The organism is Rhizobium rhizoryzae, from assembly GCF_011046895.1.
GTDB lineage: Bacteria > Pseudomonadota > Alphaproteobacteria > Rhizobiales > Rhizobiaceae > Neorhizobium > Neorhizobium rhizoryzae.
Window position 1 is genome coordinate 2255668 of sequence record NZ_CP049250.1, and the last position, 17907, is coordinate 2273574.

Here is a 17907-nt window from a genome sequence, read left to right on the forward strand (position 1 = left end):
GGGTCAGAAAGAGCTTTCCGTGAGTGAACTTCGTCTTTTCGTTACCGTCACCGAGCGGGAATCCGAGGATATCCTTGAACTGCTTTCGCTGTGCTTCGGCGAAGAGGATTACGCCATCGGCACGACCGAGATCGACGAAAAGGCAGACCGCTGGGAAGCATCGATCTACATGATGCTGGCCGATGAGGACGAGGTACGCGCACGTTTTGCGGAGACGATCGCGGAGGGTTATCCCACGCTTGAAATCGAGCGCGAAGTGCTGCCGGATATCGACTGGATTGCCAAGTCGCTCGAGGGACTGAAGCCTGTGCGGGCGGGCCGCTTTCTTGTTCATGGCTCCCATGATCGCGACAAGGTGCGATCCGGCGATCTGGCCATCGAAATCGATGCGGGCCAGGCTTTCGGCACCGGCCATCACGGCACGACTGCTGGCTGCCTCGAGGTTATTGAAAGCGTGGTTCGCGCTCATCCGCCGCGCAACGCGCTGGATCTGGGAACCGGTAGCGGCGTGCTGGCAATCGCCGTATACAAGCTGCGCAAGATTCCGGTACTCGCAACCGACATCGATCCAATTGCAACGCGTGTCGCGCGCGAAAATGCCAAGCTGAACGGGATTTCGGCAGGCATGAGTTTCGAGACGGCGCCGGGCTTCTATTCCGCAGCGTTCCGTAGACACGGACCGTTCGACCTCATCATCGCGAACATTCTCGCCAGACCGTTGATCAAGATGGCACCGCAGTTGGTGACACATCTGTCGCCGGGTGGAGATGTCATTCTCTCCGGCATCCTTGCATCACAGCGCTGGAAGGTCATCGCCGCCTACAGCGGTGCCGGTCTCGCCCATGTGAAGACGATCTGGCGTAATGGCTGGGTGACCATCCATCTGCGCCACGAGGCGCGGAGCTAGCGCCTCGCATATTCAAGTCTATGTCGGCTTCAGAGCGGGAAGTTGGAAGCACCTTCGCGGCGAAGCTCTTCGCGCGACTTGCCCAGTGCCGCGAGGCTCGTATCGTCCAGCCGCAAGAGGGCGCTGTTGACGTAGCGGCGGGCTTGACGCTCGCGGGCTTCCACGATCCGGTTGAAAGCATTGTGCAGGAATGAATTTGCCATTGTCTAGCCTCCTAGGCTGGTGGGCGCCGCTGCGCCCTTCGATGGCTTTAATGTAGGCGATCGATGCGCCGAGCGTTAGGTGCACTGCAACATGAGTGGATTGCGCCTGTTGCATATGTCGAACTGCTACCAAACATGGCGCGGTGGTTTTCGTGATCCTGACATTTCCTCTTGAGGGGGCTGCGAACGGATGCAAATGTCGGGATCGAACCACTCGGGTTGGAATCGCGCTTCAGGCGGACTTCCAATCGCAGGCGCTCAACTGAAAGACATGCCCATGTTCCAGTCCTTTGAAACCACGTCCTCCCCGCAAACAGGTCCGGCGCGCGTTGCCGCGCTTCGCGAGCGTTTCGATGCTCTTGGTATCGATGGCTTTCTGGTGCCGCGTGCCGACGAGTTTCAGGGCGAATATGTTCCGGCATGCGCTGAGCGGCTTGCCTGGCTCACCGGCTTTACGGGATCCGCTGGTGTCGCTCTCATTCTCCGGGACAAGGCAGTCGTCTTTGTTGATGGTCGCTACACGACACAGCTCGCGCAGCAGGTGCATCCCGATACATTCACTGCTGGTGATCTTGTTGCGAAGCCACCGCATCTCTGGCTCGCCGACCATGGCTCAAAAGGACTGCGGCTCGGCATCGATCCGTGGCTGCATGGCGGCAGCGACGCCAAGCGGTTGGAAAAGGCGCTGGACGAGTGCGGTGGCTCGCTGATCCTCGTGAATACCAATCCTGTCGATGCAATCTGGGCTGATCGCCCGGCAGAGCCTCAGGGTACCGTCAGCGTTCAGCAGGAAAGCCATGCGGGCAAGCCTGCAACTGACAAGATTTCAGAGATTGCTGCCTGGGTGAAAGAGAAGGGAGCCTCTGCTGTTCTGATCGGTGATCCTTCGTCCGTGGCCTGGATCTTCAACGTGCGGGGCCAGGATGTGCCGCACACGCCGCATCCGCTGGCGCGGGCGGTCATCACGGCAGACGGCAAGGCCGAGATCTTTATCGATGCATCAAAGCTCGTCGGTGAAGCAAAAAGCCATGTCGAAACCTTGGCGTCAGTCCATGCTCCGGCATCGGTTGTCGAGCGCGTGACAGCGTATGGCGCCAATGGCGGCAAAATACTGATCGACCCGGAAGCGACGCCATTTGCGTTGAAGCGGGCCATCGAGGCAGCAGGCGGTATCGCACTCGAAGTGATCGATCCGGCGCGTCTGCCGCGCGCGGTCAAGAACGCAGTCGAACTGCGCGGATCGGCGGAAGCTCATGTTCAGGATGGCGCTGCCATGGTGCGCTTCCTGCATTGGCTCGATAGCCAGCAGCCGGGAAGCATGACGGAGATCGATGTCGTGACGCGGCTGGAAGGGTTCCGCGCCAGCGTCGGGCAGGATTTCCAGAACCCGCTGAAGGATATTTCGTTCGATACGATTTCCGGGGCGGGACCAAACGGCGCGATCATTCACTATCGGGTGACAACGGAAACCAACCGCAAGCTTTCGTCCGGTGAGCTTTTCCTCATCGATTCCGGGGCGCAGTACGTCAACGGCACGACCGATATTACCCGCACGGTTGCGATCGGCGCGGTGCCGGAAGAACAGAAACGCTTCTTCACGCTGGTGCTGAAGGGCATGATCGGAATTTCGACCGCACGCTTCCCGAAGGGTACGCGCGGCTGTGATCTGGACCCGCTGGCACGTATTGCTCTCTGGAAGGCTGGCGCGGATTATGGCCATGGCACAGGCCACGGTGTCGGCTCTTATCTCTCCGTGCATGAAGGGCCGCAACGCATTGCACGGCTCTCTACACAGGAGTTCCTGCCGGGCATGATCCTCTCCAACGAACCCGGATACTATCGTCCGGGAGCTTTCGGTATTCGTATCGAAAACCTGATCTATGTCAGCGAACCGGAGACGATCAAAGGCGGTGACATCCCCATGATGCGCTTCGAGACCCTGACTTGGTGCCCCATCGACCGGCGTCTGGTTCTGCCGGATCTCCTGACCTCCGAAGAGCGCGACTGGCTGAATGCCTACCACGCGACAGTGTTCGAGAAGTTGTCGCCGCTGATTTCCGAGGCGCATGTGCTTGATTGGCTGAAGCAGGCAACTCAACCAATCTGAGACTTCTCAGGTCATCACGAAATGCCGCAACACCATGGCAGCTCCCCATCCGGCCAGGATGAGGGGGATGCCGTTGTGGCGCAGGCCGACCAGCAGCGCGACGATCATTGCGATCTTGAGTTCAATTCCGCCATCGAAGAAGGCGGGCGCAACAAGCGTCGTCAAAACCGCTGCCGGTACGGCGTTCAACGCTGTCTCCAGCCGTGGAGGCAGGTTTTTCACATTGCTCAGCAGCCAGAAGCCCCCGATCCGTGTGAGATAGGTCGCGATGCCTGCGGCGAGGATGATGAGGGCGGTTCTGAGATCGAGGCTCATGGCTTTGCGCCTTCATCTTTTGCAGAGGACTGCGGTTTGTGCAGCATCAGCGCTGCGATAATGCCAGCCACGGCCCCGATGCTGACATGCCATGGGGAGCCGACCGTGTGCATTCCGATGATCGAGGCTGCAGCACTGACGGGAACGACAGCGCCGAAGAGCGGGCGTTTGCGAAACCCCATCACCAGGCCAAGAAAATAGATCGGCAACAATGCATCGAAGGCCCAGGCTTTCGGGTTGCCGATCAACTGCCCGAACACTGCACCAAGTGCTGAACTTCCCACCCAGACGACGTAGATGATGAAGGCTGCGCCGAAGTACCACGCGGTTTCCAGCTTGCCGACGCGGTCCACACGCTTGGCGGCTTCGGCAAATTGCGGGTCCGTGAGGAAGAAGAAGGCCGCAGCTTTCTGAAGGGGACCAAAGTCCTTGACCAACGGCGTCATGGCCGCCGAATACAGGATGTGACGGAAATTGACCGCGAAGACGGAAAGCACGATCAGCCACGCAGGCACATGGCTGCCGAACATCTGCACACCGACCAATTGGCTCGCGCCGCCGAATATGATGCCGCTCATCAATGTCGCTTCAAGCGGACTGACGCCGCCGTCTACCGCAATTGCGCCAAACAGCAATCCGAAGGGGGTCGTTGACATTGCAACGATAAGGCCGGCCCTGATGCCGTGCCAGAAGGGAAGGGTGCGCATGGAATACCTCTATGCGCGAGGCAATTAAGCTTATTGCGATAGGGCGGCAAGCCTCTGGATCCCGAAATGCAGCTCAGTCTGCCAGAATATCAGTGCTTCTGCATATGGATACACCCGCGGCGCGCATTTCTTCGATAGCGGCTTTCACGCCTTGCGGATCGATACCGCGGCTCGCATCTTCGATGAAACGCACCTTGATCTCCGGCAGCATCTCTCTTGCGTCCAGCGCGGAGAACTTTACGCAGTAATCCGTCGCCAGTCCGCACAGATCAAGCTCCGTCACCTGCTGCGCCCGAAGGTAGCCCGCAAGGCCGGTGATTGCGGCCTGATCATTGTCGCGAAATGCCGAGTAGCTATCGACTGCCGGGTTCTCACCCTTTTGCTGAATGTAATCGATATGCTCCAGATCAAGATCCGGATGAAACTCTGCGTCGGCAGTACCCTGAACGCAGTGATCCGGCCACATGACCTGTGGCTGTCCGGAAAGCTCTCCCATGTCGAACGGCTTCTTGCCCGGATGTTGTGATGCGAAACTGCCGTGATTGTCCGGATGCCAGTCTTGCGAGGCGACGATCACATCATAGGGCCCTTCGTCGATCAGGCGATTTGCGATAGGCACGATCGCGTCGCCGTCCGGGACGGGGAGATTTCCACCGGGGCAGAAACCGTTCTGAATATCGATCAGCAACAAGGCCCGCATGATGTGTCTCCCGTGATTTGCTTTGCCGCAAGATGCCAATTTGCCGAGGCTCGATCAAGTTTGTTGCTAGGGTTCCCTATATTAGAACCAATGCAAAATAATTCCGCAAGCAGACGCGAACTCGCAATCTGATACCTCGTCGGCTCGAAGGCTGCGCTCTAGCTAGGTCGGATCATTCAGGAGATTCAAGATGTCACTTGCCTCAACTTCCCCAGTGCCGGGGACGTCGAGCGTGCCGCCATTGGGAACAGCCGGGCTTGCTTCGCTGGTTGTACTTGTTGTCGGAACCCTCGCGCTCGGTGCCGTATACGGTCCTGCTCAGGGCGCGCTGTTTCTGATCGGCGGTGCCCTTGGCGTTTCGCTTTACCACGCCGCCTTCGGTTTCACCTCGGCTTGGCGCGTCTTCATCGCAGAGGGTCGCGGGCGTGGATTGCGCGTTCAGATGCTGCTGCTGGCACTTGCCGTTCTTCTATTCTTTCCGTTTCTCGCATCCGGCACCTTGTTTGGCCATGAGGTGAAGGGAAATGTGTCGCCTGCCGGGATCGGTGTCATCGTCGGGGCTTTCATGTTCGGCGTGGGCATGCAGCTTGGCGGTGGGTGCGCATCTGGCACATTGTTTACTGCGGGTGGTGGAAACGCGCGCATGCTGGTGACGCTTCTGTTCTTCATCATCGGCTCGCTGCTCGGAACCATTCATTTCGACTGGTGGCTCGCTCTACCATCCGTGCCGCCAACTGCGCTCTGGCAGACGTTCGGTGCTGCTGGCGGGATAGCTGTGTCCCTTGTTATCTTCGCCGCCATTGCAGGCCTTACGGTGATCCTCGAAAAAAAGCGCCGTGGTCGACTTGAGGAAGAGCCCGCGCCACCACGGCAGGGTTTCGAGCGGTACTTGCGGGGTCCATGGCCGCTTGTGGCAGGTGCCGTCGCGCTCGTCATTCTCAACTTCGCCACCCTCGCGATTGCTGGACGTCCGTGGGGGATTACCTCCGCATTTGCCCTTTGGGGCGCGAAGGGAGCGCAACTGATTGGTATAGACCCCACCCAGTGGGCCTATTGGCAGATGCCCGGCAATGCGAAAGCCCTTTCTCAGAGCGTGTTTGCGGATATCACCTCTGTCATGGATTTCGGCATCATCGCAGGGGCTATGCTTGCCGCGGCCCTCGCAGGCCGGTTTGCGCCCTCGCTTGATATTCCACTGCGCTCGATCCTTGCTGCCGTGGTTGGCGGATTGCTGCTCGGGTACGGCGCGCGGATCGCCTATGGCTGCAATATCGGGGCCTATTTTTCGGGAATCGCCTCCGGCAGCCTCCACGGCTATCTCTGGGCGGTGGCTGCTTTTGCCGGAAACGTGATTGGTGTGCGCCTGCGCCCGTGGTTTTTCTTCGAGCGTTCCGTCATCCTGAAAAGCGACGGTTGATCAGATTAATACACCTAAAAATTGCTGATATGCGGCATTTTGACGGCTTGCCGTCGGTTCGCCGCATTTCGGTTAAACTTCCGGCGGTATCGGTTTATAATGGCTTGCTGAACTTTCAGGGGGCCTTGTAAACACATTGGTTACCATACTTTGTCATTCTTATCCGCGAACGTCTCATGTTCGTGGGTACTCCCAAGCTCACGTCGATTGCAGGCGGGCTCTTCTGTCCGGAGCAGGTTTGTTCGCTTCGGCTGTTCGACTGAGTAAGGGGTGATGCGTATCATGGCAGTGGCTTTCGAGACGGCTCGGACCGTCAAAACATCTTCGCGACGCCGCCAGACGAAGCAGGCGTCTCCCGCCTATGGTCTCATCAAGGGTACGGTTGCACTCGGTTTCGGCCTTGCCATTGGTGGCTGGATGATGGGCGCGCTTGCGACCGTTCACAGCATGGGTAGCATCAAACCTTCCGATTATTCTCACCAGCTGAAGGCTTCACTGAATTTGAAGCCGATTCTCGCTGCCCCCATCTCCGAAGCGGAGCGGGTTCTGAAAATCGCGAAGTTCTCCCGCCTGAACGGTGGAACGACCGAAAAAACCGCGCGGCTTGACGGTGCGCATCTGGCCTATCTGAATGCACAGGTTCCCGCCGATCAGGCCGTTAAATCCGGTGTTGCGGCAGCTCTCGCCCAAGCCGAGATGGACAAGCAATTCGCCAGCCTTGCCGCCAAGCGGCCGAAGAGCGGCGACGTGAAGACCGCCCTTGTGGCTGCGCTTGACGAGACCGTTATCATCGCGCCGCCGACCGAGACTGCCTGGGATGCACTGCCAAAGGGCAATGTAGACGAGGGGCAGGTTGAAGTTGCCGATCTGCAAAGCCCTGCCGAGCTTGCTGTGGCAGAAGCCATGGCGCCATCCGTGGATGATGGCCTGCCGATGGCCGGTCCTCTTCCGATCCGCCGTCCGGCAGCCAATGCGCTGGCCATGGCGATTGCGCCATCCGCACAGCCAAAGCCAGTTCAGAAGCCCGCCATTGCCGCGGTTGAAGAGGAGGAAGAGGAAGCTCCCAAGGCGCTGGCCTTTGCCCGTCCTGAGAACCCGATGAAGGAAGCGCCTGCCAAGAGCGTTCCGTGGCCGGATCGCGGCGGCAACAGCATGAAGGTTGCGGTCTACGACATCACCAACGGTGTTGTGCACATGCCGAGCGGTGAGCGTCTGGAAGCCCATTCCGGCATTGGTGAAATGCGTGACAACCCGAAATATACGCATGTGAAGATGCGTGGTCCGACACCTCCGGGCACCTATCGCCTGTCGATGCGCGAAAAGCTTTTCCACGGTGTCGCTGCCATTCGCCTCACGCCGACCGATGGCGTCAATCCGCTCGGTCGAACCGGCCTGCTGGCGCATAGCTATATGCTGCGGACGCGCGGTGACTCGCATGGCTGCGTGGCATTTGCGAATTACGACAAGTTCCTGCGCGCCTTCCAGCGTGGCGAAGTTACGCACATGATCATTGTCGATCGTCATAATGGTACGATCCCGGCGGCTGCGCTGCGGAAACTGAACCTGCGTGGCGGTGGCTCCGCGCCTGCCAGCACGGCCTCCGCATCAGACAATGCGCCGGATAACGGCGGTCGTCGGACGCTTGTGGACTATCTGAAGGGGGATACCTGATTGATGCCATGATCGTGTCGGGGCTGAAGTGCCGACACGCAGGCCTCTATCCCAGCAGTTCTTTCGCGATGCGCAAGAATATGCGTCCGCCGATCGGGATCAGGGCGTCGGGAAAATCATAGTCCGGGTTATGAAGAGCGGGCTGATTTTCTCCGGCGCCGATGAAGAACATGGCCGATTTCGCAGCGTCTCCGAAACGGCCAAAATCCTCGGAAAACTTGAACATCTGACCGGTCGAATGCGGCAGATCTTCCTTGTCCATGGCGCGGCGAATGATGTCCACCGCCTGTTCATTGTTACGGCAATGGCGAAACTCGTCGTGATAGCTGAAAGAGACGCCTAGCTGATGTTTCTCGGCCAGGTTTCGAGCGAGACCTTCCGCTGCCTCGCGCAATTCGGACATACCGTCATCGCTGACGGTGCGCAGCGTTACCCAGAGTTCAGCGTCACCCGGTGCCACGCCAAATGTCGGTTCACCCACTGCAACGTGGGTGACCGTGGTCAGCACCAGATCCTCGGTTTCGATATGGCCTTTTCGCAGAGCCGTTAGGGCAGGAATAAGTTCTGCGATGGCAGGAGCCGGAGAGGTGCCACTCTCTGGCGAAGAGGCATGCGCGGTCTTGCCTGTTAGCGCGATCCGCAGCCCGCAGGAGGCGCAATTGACCGGGCCTGATTTGATCCAGCTGTGTCCAAGAGGCAGACCGGGAATATTGTGCAGCGAAAACGCAAAGTCGGGCTTGAGTGCCTTGAATGCGGGATCTGCTATTACGGCCGCAGCACCCGCGCCGGTTTCTTCAGCGGGTTGAAAAAGCAGTATGACGCGGCCCGATGCCGGGCGCTCGCGCCTGAAGGCTCGCGACAGACCGGCCACCATCGCCATATGCCCATCGTGGCCGCACATGTGGCCTTTGCCAGTGATCTTCGACCTGTGTGCAACTTCGGTCACTTCAGCAATCGGCAGGGCATCGAGTTCCGCACGAAACAGGACTGTTGGCCCCGGCTCTCGACCGTTGAACACCGCCGCAACGCCCGTGCCGCCGAGACCCGTCACGATCTCATCCGGCGACGAAGCCTGCAGAAAGCGCACGACCTCTGCCGCAGTCTGGTGCTCTTCACCAGAAACTTCCGGCATGGTGTGGAGGTGGCGTCTCCACATGATCAGGTCGGTCAGGTCGGTATCTGAAGTGCTCACATCTGCCTCTTGCGGACTTACGTCGCTTTGTCGACGAAGCCATCAAGCACGCGCTTCTGGCCGGCCTTGTCGAAATCGATCGTCAGCTTGTTGCCTTCAATGTTCGAGATATTGCCGTTACCGAACTTGATGTGGAAGACGCGGTCGCCCACCCGGAACTTCGACGGCGTATCGGCTACCGACTTGGCGACCAATTCACCGTCAATGGTCCTGCCGCGTGGTCCGCTTTCGCCGTAACCGATCCGCTCGACAGCATGGCCGGAACGGCTGCCCCAGTTGTCGCGGGTGGCTTCGCTCTTGTTGGCCTGAGCGCGCTTCCAGCCGGGAGTTGAATAGGAATTGGCGAAGGGATCCGCCTTGTCGAAGCGCGACTGTCCGTAGCCGCCGCGACCATAACCGCCATAGCTCGATTCCGATTCGGCAACATCCACATGCATCGGCGGCAATTCATCAAGGAAGCGCGACGGCATGGTGGACTGCCAGAGGCCGTGGATGCGCCGGTTCGAAACGAACCAGATGTGGCAGCGCCGCTTGGCACGGGTGATTCCGACATAGGCGAGGCGACGCTCTTCCTCGAGGCCTGCCCGACCGCCTTCATCCAATGCGCGCTGGTGCGGGAAAAGACCTTCCTCCCAGCCGGGCAGGAAAACGGTTTCGAATTCCAGACCTTTTGCCGAATGCAGCGTCATGATGGAAACGGCATCCATATCCTCGTTTTGCTCGGCATCCATGACGAGTGAGACATGCTCCAGGAAGCCGCGCATGCTCTCGAACGCTTCCATGGAGCGTACGAGTTCCTTCAGGTTTTCCAGACGACCCGGCGCTTCCGCCGATTTGTCGTTCTTCCACATATCGGTGTAGCCGGATTCCTCCAGAATCTGCTCGGCCAGCTCCGTATGGGGAGTGGTTTCAAGCAGTTCCGACCATCTCCTGAAACTTTGAATCACATCGAAAAGCGCCTTGCGCGCCTTGGGCTTCAATTCGTCGGTCTCGATCAAGTCTGCCGCGGCGGCCAGCATGGGAATGTCGCGGGCACGGGCATAATCATGCAGGGTGCGGACGGTCGTATCGCCCAGCCCACGCTTTGGCGTGTTGACGATCCGCTCGAAGGCCAGATCGTCCGCCGGTTGGCAGGTGAGGCGGAAATAGGCCATCGCATCGCGAATTTCGAGGCGCTCGTAAAAGCGCGGACCGCCGATGACCCGGTAGTTAAGGCCGAGGGTCACGAATCGATCTTCGAACTCGCGCATCTGGAAGGAAGCGCGAACGAGAATGGCCATGTCGTTCAGCTTGTGCTTGTTGCGCTGAAGCTGCTCTATCTCTTCGCCCACGGCACGGGCTTCTTCTTCCGAGTCCCAGGCCGCGTGGACGATCACCTTTTCGTCATCGGGATTAGTGCGTTCCGTGAAAAGCGTCTTGCCGAGGCGACCTTCATTGTTCGCAATCAGGTGTCCTGCGGCGCCGAGAATATGCTCGGTAGAGCGATAGTTCCGTTCAAGGCGAATGACCTTCGCGCCGGGAAAATCCTTCTCGAAACGCAGGATGTTATCCACTTCAGCGCCACGCCAACCGTAGATGGACTGGTCGTCGTCACCGACGCAACAGACGTTTTGCGGCACATCCTTCGGGCGCTGTGCCAGAAGCCGCAGCCACATATATTGGGCGGTGTTGGTATCCTGATACTCGTCCACCAGAATGTAGCGGAAGCGTTGATGGTAGTCCTTCAGCACATCCGGATTGCGGCGGAATAGATCGATCGGGTGCAGCAGGAGGTCACCGAAATCGCAGGCATTCAGTGTCTTCAGTCGCGCCTGATAGGCGGCATAAAGTTCGCGACCCTTGCCGTTGGCAAAGGCGCGCGCATCGCCTTCGGGAATATCCTTCGGCGTCAGCCCCTTGTTTTTCCAGCCGTCGATCATGCCTGCGAACTGGCGCGCAGGCCAGCGCTTGTCATCCAGGCCTTCTGCTTGAATTAACTGTTTAATCAGACGGATAACATCGTCCGTATCCAGAATGGTGAAGTCGCTGCGAAGGCCGACAAGCTCTGCATGACGCCGTAGAAGCTTCACGCCGATCGAGTGGAAAGTGCCAAGCCACGGCATGCCTTCGACCGCACCGCCGACGAGAACGCCGATGCGCTCCTTCATTTCGCGCGCAGCCTTGTTCGTGAAGGTCACGGCCAGGATCTGGCTTGGAAAGGCACGATTGGTCGCAAGGATATGGGCGATGCGCGTGGTGAGGACGCGCGTCTTGCCCGTGCCCGCGCCGGCCAGCACCAGAACGGGTCCATCCAGCGATTCGACTGCTTCCCGCTGCTCCGGGTTCAGGCCGCCAAGATAGTCAGGGGCCGGGCGGCTCTGGTCGCGTGCGGCCATGGCACGCGCCGCAATGCCCAGGCCGCTGCCGGGCGCTGCCGTGGAGGGAGCAGGGGGCTTGGAACGGCGGGAGCCGTGATCCGGTTCTTCATCGAAGAACGGAATGTCATCGAAACTGTTCGTCATCAGCGCAATCTAATGATTCCGGAAGCACAAGGCCATAGGCTACGTTCTGGTTTTATTCCAGTGGTGCGCCAGATGAGAAATGGCATCAATATGCATATTCGTATCCTGTGGCTTTCGGCTCACGATTCCGTGAGTTTCCGTCAGGTTACAATTTGGCAAGATTGGTAATCCAGCGTTGTCTAACCAACCGTAGAACGCGATACTTGATAACGTCTTCAATTCAACCGGAGTGACTGAATGCGCATCTGGAAGCAATTGCTCCTCAGTATTGTCGTGCTGTTCGCGGGGCTCTGTCTGTGGATCTTTGTCAGCGCCGATGCGGCAAGAAGTCTCGTTGGAATGGGTGTGCCCGCGCGTCTGGTGGGTCTCATCCAGCCGGCAGCGATAGACGCGCAGAAAACGGCTCAATCTGATAACCCCGCGCGAAACGGCCAGGGTGCTGCCCAAGGGGCAGGGCAGGGTCAGGGCGCTGGCCAGAGTGGAGGCCAAGGGGGAGGTCAAGCGGGAGGCCAAGGCGGAGGTCAACGGGCCACGCTCGTTGCCGTTCGCCCAGTCGTGACAGCCACGATCAATGATCGGCTGACAGCCATTGGCAGCGGTGTTGCCATCCAGTCCGTCGTGGTGATGCCGCAGGCGACCGGCACGATTGACGAAATTCTCGTCAGGGCAGGTCAGAAGGTTACCAAGGGTCAGGTTCTCGCCCGCCTCGATGATGACGAGCAGTTGATCGAGCGGGACAAGGCGCAGGTAGCGCTGAGGAGTGCGGTCGAGAAGGCTGCGTCTTACAAGAACCTCCAAAGCGTGACCCGTCTTGATGCGCTGGATGCGCAGATTGCCGAAGAGGCCGCCAAGCTGGCGCTGAGCACGGCGCGGTTGAACCTCAAGCGGCGGGAAATCACCGCGCCGATCGATGGTGTGGCAGGAATCGTCCCGGCGAATGTCGGTGACAACGTTACGACGCAGACAAGTATCGTGACGCTGGACGATCGCTCCGAGATCCTCGTCGACTTTTACGCGCCGGAACGCTTCATCACCCAGATCGAAACGGGTGCTTCCTTCGAAGCAACCTCGGTCAGCCGTCCGGGACAGGTGTTCAAGGGCGTGATCGATTCCGTGGACAACCGCGTGGATGCTGCAAGCCGTACCGTCCGCATTCGTGGCCGTATCGATAATCCAACGGATCTGCTGCGTGCAGGCATGTCCTTCCAGGTGGCGATGCGGTTCGCCGGTGAAAGCTATCCGGCCGTGGACCCCCTGTCGGTTCAATGGGATGCCGAAGGTGCCTTCGTCTGGAAGGTAGCCGATAGCAAGGCGCAGAAGGTTCGCGTCAGTGTCATCCAGCGCAATCCGGATACGGTTCTGGTACAGGCAGCCCTGAAGCCGGATGACCGGATCGTGACAGAAGGATTGCAGCGTGTTCGTGAAGGCCAGCCGGTTCGCATTCAGGGCGAGCCCCAGCGCGTGGCGGAGGCAGCGACCCGATGAGCAGCAAGGATCAGCACGACATGAAGGCAGAGGATGCAAAATCCACCTTCACGGCTCTGTTCGTTCGCCGCCCTATCCTGGCGGCAGTTATCAATACGCTTCTGGTCGTGGCCGGTCTGGCCGCCTTCGTCGGCGTGGAAGTTCGCGAACTCCCTGATGTTGATCAGCCGGTCATTACTGTTCGGACCGATTACGAAGGTGCTTCGCCCCAGACCGTTGACCAGGAATTGACACAGGTCATAGAGGGCGCTGTCGCCCGCGTTAGCGGGTTGAAGGCCCTGTCTTCCGAATCGCAGTTCGGTGCCAGCCGCGTGACCATGGAGTTCAACGACACGGTTGATCTTGCCGTTGCCGCAAGCGATGTGCGCGATGCGATTGGCCGCGTTTCCTATCAGTTGCCTGATACAGTGGACGAGCCGCGCATCGTCAAGGCGGACTCCGATTCACAGCCGATCATGCGGCTTGCCGTAACGTCTTCAAAGCTTTCGATGGAAGACCTGACTCTGCTTGTCGACAAGCAGGTGGTTGACCGGCTGGCAGCGGTGGAGGGTGTTGCGGATGTCGAGCTTTACGGCGATCAGGAAAAGATCTTCCGTGTCGATCTCAATCAGGCGGCTCTCGCCAGCCGTGGCCTCACGGTCGCCGATGTCTCCACTGCGCTTTCCAGTGCAGCGCTCGATGTTCCGGCCGGTTCGCTCACAAGCCGAACGCAGGATATCGTGGTGCGCGCAACGGCAAACCTGGAGACGCCGCGCGACTTCGAGAACGTACTGATCAAGGACAATATCCGCCTTCGTGATGTTGCAAGCGTCAATCTCGGCGCCGATGACGGAACCACGACGCTTCGGTCCAACGGCGTGCAGGGCGTCGGTCTCGGTATCATCCGTCAGGCGCAATCCAACACGCTCAACATCTCGACGGGCGTTGCAGCGGCGGTCGCCGAGCTGCAGAAGGTGCTTCCGGAAGGAACGCGGATCATCATAACCTCGGATGACGCCGTGTTCATTCGCGGTGCGCTGCATGAGGTGGAACTGGCGCTGGGGCTTTCTGCGCTCATCGTGGTCGTCGTTCTCTATCTCTTCCTGCGCGACTGGCGCGCGACGCTCATTCCGGCGCTGACCATGCCTGTTGCGCTGATCGGAACGCTGACGGCGATTTACCTCGTCGGCTTCTCCATCAACATCCTCACCCTGCTGGCCATCGTGCTGGCAACGGGTCTCGTGGTGGACGACGCGATCGTCGTGCTCGAGAACATCGTGCGCCGACGCTCGGAAGGCATGGGGCCGCGCGCTGCGGCGGTGCTGGGTACGCAGGAAGTTTTCTTTGCGGTTCTCGCCACTACGGCAACGCTGGCGGCTGTGTTCATTCCGCTTTCCTTCCTGCCCGGACAATTGGGTGGCCTGTTCCGCGAGTTCGGTTTCGTGCTGGCATTCGCCGTGGGGCTTTCGTCGATCACCGCCCTCACGCTGTGCCCCATGCTGGCCTCTCGCATGCTGACCAAGCCGATGAGCGAGCCGAAGGGGCTTCTCGCCGGCTTTGGTAATCTCTTTGCGAACACCTATGAGAAGTGGCTGCGGTTTACGCTCAATGCGCCGATCGTCATCATCGCAGTGGCGGTCATGTTCGGCGCGGCGGCCTTCGTCGCTTTCGGTCTGGTCAAGAACGAGCTGACGCCGCTGGAAGATCGCTCCCTCGTCGCAATGCGCCTGACCACGCCGCAGGGTGTGAGCCTCGAGTACACGCAGGACCAGATCCGCCGCGTCGAGGAAAATCTCCAGCCGTTGGTCGACTCCGGTGAGATCCGGAACATCTTCTCCATTTCCGGCATGGGCAATTCCACCAATAGCGGTTTCATGGTGATGACGCTGGCGCCCTGGGGCGAACGCACGCGCACCCAGAACCAGATCGTTGCGGATGTGAATGCAGCTGCGGCAAAAGTTCCGGCGGTGCGTGGTTTCGCGATCCAGTCCAACAGTCTGCGTATTCGCGGGGCGGGGAATGGCCTGCAGTTCGCGCTGGTGGGCAATGAGCACGCGAAGCTTACGGATGCCGCCATCAAGCTCGTTCAGGCGATGGAAAAGAACTCGGATTTCCAGACGCCGCGTCTCGACAACGAACCGACGCAGGCGCAGCTTTCGGTCTCCATCGACCGCGAGCGTGCCTCTGATCTGGGCATCGACATCACTGGCCTGTCGACCGCCATGCAGGCTCTACTGGAGGGACGTTCCATTGTTGATGTCTTCGTCAACGGAGAGGCCTATCCGGTCAAGCTGACCTCCACGATGCAGCCGATCGATGATCCGACCGATCTGCAGAACATCTTCCTGCGCACCAATGACGGCAAGGTCGTGCCAATGTCTACTGTCGTCAGCCTCAAGGAAGGGGCGGTCGCGCCACGCCTGAACCGCGAGCAGCAACTGGCCGCGGTTTCGATTTCTGCCGGTCTCGGCGATGGCGTTTCGCTTGGTCAGGCGCTTCAGCAAGCGCAGGCACTGGCGCAACCGCTTCTGCCTCCGGGTGCGCGGCTGATGCCGCTGGCGGAAGCCAAGACGCTGGGTGAGAATTCGAGCGGCATGGCCATTACCTTCGGCTTTGCGATTGCCATCATCTTCCTGGTCTTGGCCGCACAGTTCGAAAGCGTGCTGTCGTCCATCATCATCATGGCCACGGTGCCGCTTGGTCTTGCCTGCGCCATCTTCGCGCTAGTGCTGACGGGATCAACTCTCAACGTCTACAGCCAGATCGGACTTGTTTTGCTTGTCGGGGTCATGGCCAAGAACGGCATCCTGATCGTGGAGTTTGCCAATCAGCTGCGAGATCAGGGTATGGCCGTTCGAGACGCCATCGAAAAGGCCTGCCGCCTTCGCCTGCGTCCAGTCATGATGACGATGATTGCGACGATTCTCGGCGGCGTGCCGCTGGTGTTTGCTCAGGGGGCGGGTGCGGAAGCGCGTATTGCACTCGGCTGGGTCATCGTTGGCGGACTGGGTCTCGCAACGATCGTCACCCTGTTCATTACGCCGCTTGCCTATCTCCTGATCGCACGCTTTGCCAAGCCGCATGCGCATGAAGAGCAAAGGCTGCATGAGGAGTTGGTCACCGCGTCGCGTCCGGCAGCCAATGAGGAGAAGGAAAGGCCGCTTCTGGCAGCGGAGTGATCCCATCCGATCGTTGCACGGAGAAGGGCATTAGTGAGCCGAAACTGATAGACAAAACAATGATCCTCTCCTACCAAAGATGTCAGGTTCTACCGCTCGGCATTCAATGGAGAAGATCATGGTCTTGAGGGATGTACGCCCCGGTGTGCGAAACGAGGCCGCAGTCGCGGCTGTCATCGAGGCGTTGCGGGGGGCGCTTGGCGACAAGCTTCAGACCGGGCAGGCCTTTCGCGAGCAGCATACCCACACGACCACCTATCTGACCCGGCAATTGCCGGATGCTGTGGTGTTCGTCGAGAATTCCGATGACGTGAAAGCGGTGGTCAGAGCGTGCTCCGAGCATGGTGTGCCGATCATTCCGTTCGGCACCGGTTCGTCGCTGGAAGGGCAGGTCAATGCACCTTCGGGCGGCATATCCATCGATTTCTCGCGCATGAATCGTATCCTGCGCGTTTCGCCGGAAGATCTGGATGTGACCGTCGAGCCGGGGGTGACGCGTGAGCAGTTGAACGTCTATCTTCGCGATACGGGCCTCTTTTTCCCGATCGACCCCGGTGCGAACGCCTCTATCGGTGGCATGACGGCCACGAGGGCTTCCGGTACGAATGCCGTGCGCTATGGCACCATGAAGGACAATGTGCTGGCCATGACTGTCGTGACGGCAGATGGCGGGGAGATTGCTACCGGCAGCCGCGCCAAGAAGTCTTCCGCAGGTTACGATCTGACCCGGCTCTTCGTGGGCTCGGAGGGAACGCTCGGCGTCTTCACCTCCATTACGCTTCGACTTCAGGGAATACCGGAAAAGATCGGCGGCGGTGTGTGCGCTTTTCCAAGCGTCAAGGCGGCCTGCGATGCCGTGATCATGACCATTCAGATGGGCATCCCCGTTGCGCGCATCGAACTGCTTGATGAGGTCCAGATCCGCGCCTGCAATGCCTATTCCGGTCTTTCCTACGAAGAAAAGCCAACTCTCTTTCTTGAGTTTCATGGCACGGACCAGACAGTGACCCTGCAATCCGAGCAGTTTTCCATGATTGCCGAGGAATGCGGTGGCGAGAGTTTTCGCTGGACGGCAGATGCGCAGGAGCGCGCCAAGCTTTGGAAGGCGCGGCACGATGCGTATTGGGCAGCGCGCGCGCTGCGTCCCGACCTTACCATACTAGCAACGGATGTATGCGTGCCGATCTCGCAACTGGCGGATTGTGTGGCTGCGACCCATGCGGATATCGTAGAGAATGACTTCCTTGCCCCCATCGTCGGTCATGCCGGAGATGGCAACTTCCATCTGTCGATATTGTTCAACGACAAGGATCCAGCGGATGTTGCGCGCGTCGAAGCCTTTGTCGAGCGGTTGAACCGCCGCGCTCTGGCCTGCGGCGGAACGTGTACGGGCGAGCACGGCATTGGGCAGGGCAAGATGAGTTTTCTTGAAGAGGAGGCGGGACCTGCGCTTGGCCTGATGCGGACAATCAAGCGGGCGGTCGATCCGAAGAATATCTTCAATCCTGGCAAGATCCTGCGGGAAAGCGCCTGATGCGACCCTT

13 protein-coding genes are annotated in these 17907 nt (G+C 59.4%); 7 read left to right on the forward strand and 6 right to left on the reverse strand.

Annotation, left to right across the window (positions count from 1 at the left end; translation table 11 throughout):
• Positions 1-19 precede the first annotated feature (19 nt).
• Complete coding sequence (locus G6N80_RS16750) at positions 20-907, forward strand: 50S ribosomal protein L11 methyltransferase (RefSeq protein WP_062554758.1); 888 nt, start codon at positions 20-22, stop codon at positions 905-907.
• A 29-nt stretch (positions 908-936) separates the two neighbouring features.
• On the opposite strand, the gene G6N80_RS16755 is transcribed toward G6N80_RS16750, so the two are convergent.
• Positions 937-1110, reverse strand: a complete 174-nt coding sequence (locus tag G6N80_RS16755; protein WP_062554157.1) for a hypothetical protein — start codon at positions 1108-1110, stop codon at positions 937-939.
• A gap of 277 nt (positions 1111-1387) precedes the next feature.
• On the opposite strand from G6N80_RS16755, the gene G6N80_RS16760 reads away from it, so the two are divergent.
• Positions 1388-3217: an aminopeptidase P family protein gene (locus G6N80_RS16760; RefSeq protein ID WP_165135450.1), complete on the forward strand. Its 1830-nt coding sequence runs from the start codon at positions 1388-1390 to the stop codon at positions 3215-3217.
• 6 nt (positions 3218-3223) lie between these two features.
• Here the strand turns inward: G6N80_RS16760 and G6N80_RS16765 are convergent, their stop codons facing one another.
• The 3 genes from G6N80_RS16765 to pncA form a co-directional block, all read right to left on the reverse strand.
• The gene (locus tag G6N80_RS16765) at positions 3224-3532 is read right to left on the reverse strand and encodes an AzlD family protein (RefSeq protein ID WP_062554159.1); all 309 of its coding nucleotides are present in this window, start codon (positions 3530-3532) and stop codon (positions 3224-3226) included.
• Positions 3529-4239, reverse strand: a complete 711-nt coding sequence (locus G6N80_RS16770; protein WP_062554160.1) for an AzlC family ABC transporter permease — start codon at positions 4237-4239, stop codon at positions 3529-3531. Before G6N80_RS16770 ends, G6N80_RS16765 begins: the two co-directional genes overlap by 4 nt.
• 73 nt (positions 4240-4312) lie before the next feature.
• Entirely contained in the window at positions 4313-4939 is a 627-nt protein-coding gene (gene pncA / locus G6N80_RS16775; RefSeq protein ID WP_062554161.1) for a bifunctional nicotinamidase/pyrazinamidase, read from the reverse strand.
• Between the two features lie 190 nt (positions 4940-5129).
• On the opposite strand from pncA, the gene G6N80_RS16780 reads away from it, so the two are divergent.
• Together G6N80_RS16780 and G6N80_RS16785 are read left to right on the forward strand one after the other, a co-directional pair.
• A complete protein-coding gene (locus G6N80_RS16780) occupies positions 5130-6356 on the forward strand; it encodes a YeeE/YedE family protein (RefSeq protein WP_062554162.1) in 1227 nt (408 codons plus the stop codon).
• A 282-nt stretch (positions 6357-6638) separates the two neighbouring features.
• A complete protein-coding gene (locus tag G6N80_RS16785; protein ID WP_246251426.1) occupies positions 6639-8027 on the forward strand; it encodes a DUF2778 domain-containing protein in 1389 nt (462 codons plus the stop codon).
• A gap of 46 nt (positions 8028-8073) precedes the next feature.
• Here the strand turns inward: G6N80_RS16785 and G6N80_RS16790 are convergent, their stop codons facing one another.
• Together G6N80_RS16790 and G6N80_RS16795 are read right to left on the reverse strand one after the other, a co-directional pair.
• Positions 8074-9219: an amidohydrolase gene (locus G6N80_RS16790; RefSeq protein ID WP_165135456.1), complete on the reverse strand. Its 1146-nt coding sequence runs from the start codon at positions 9217-9219 to the stop codon at positions 8074-8076.
• A 17-nt stretch (positions 9220-9236) separates the two neighbouring features.
• The gene (locus G6N80_RS16795; RefSeq protein ID WP_165135459.1) at positions 9237-11720 is read right to left on the reverse strand and encodes an ATP-dependent helicase; all 2484 of its coding nucleotides are present in this window, start codon (positions 11718-11720) and stop codon (positions 9237-9239) included.
• Between the two features lie 237 nt (positions 11721-11957).
• Here G6N80_RS16795 and G6N80_RS16800 point away from each other — a divergent pair, with 237 nt between their 5' ends.
• From G6N80_RS16800 to G6N80_RS16810, 3 genes are all read left to right on the forward strand, one after another.
• Entirely contained in the window at positions 11958-13205 is a 1248-nt protein-coding gene (locus G6N80_RS16800) for an efflux RND transporter periplasmic adaptor subunit (RefSeq protein ID WP_165135462.1), read from the forward strand.
• Positions 13202-16363, forward strand: coding sequence for an efflux RND transporter permease subunit (locus G6N80_RS16805; protein WP_246251427.1), 3162 nt, complete (start codon positions 13202-13204; stop codon positions 16361-16363). Before G6N80_RS16800 ends, G6N80_RS16805 begins: the two co-directional genes overlap by 4 nt.
• 118 nt (positions 16364-16481) lie before the next feature.
• Positions 16482-17897 carry an FAD-binding oxidoreductase gene (locus G6N80_RS16810; protein WP_165135465.1) on the forward strand — a complete coding sequence of 472 codons (1416 nt, stop codon included), beginning with the start codon at positions 16482-16484 and terminating at the stop codon, positions 17895-17897.
• Positions 17898-17907 lie beyond the last annotated feature (10 nt).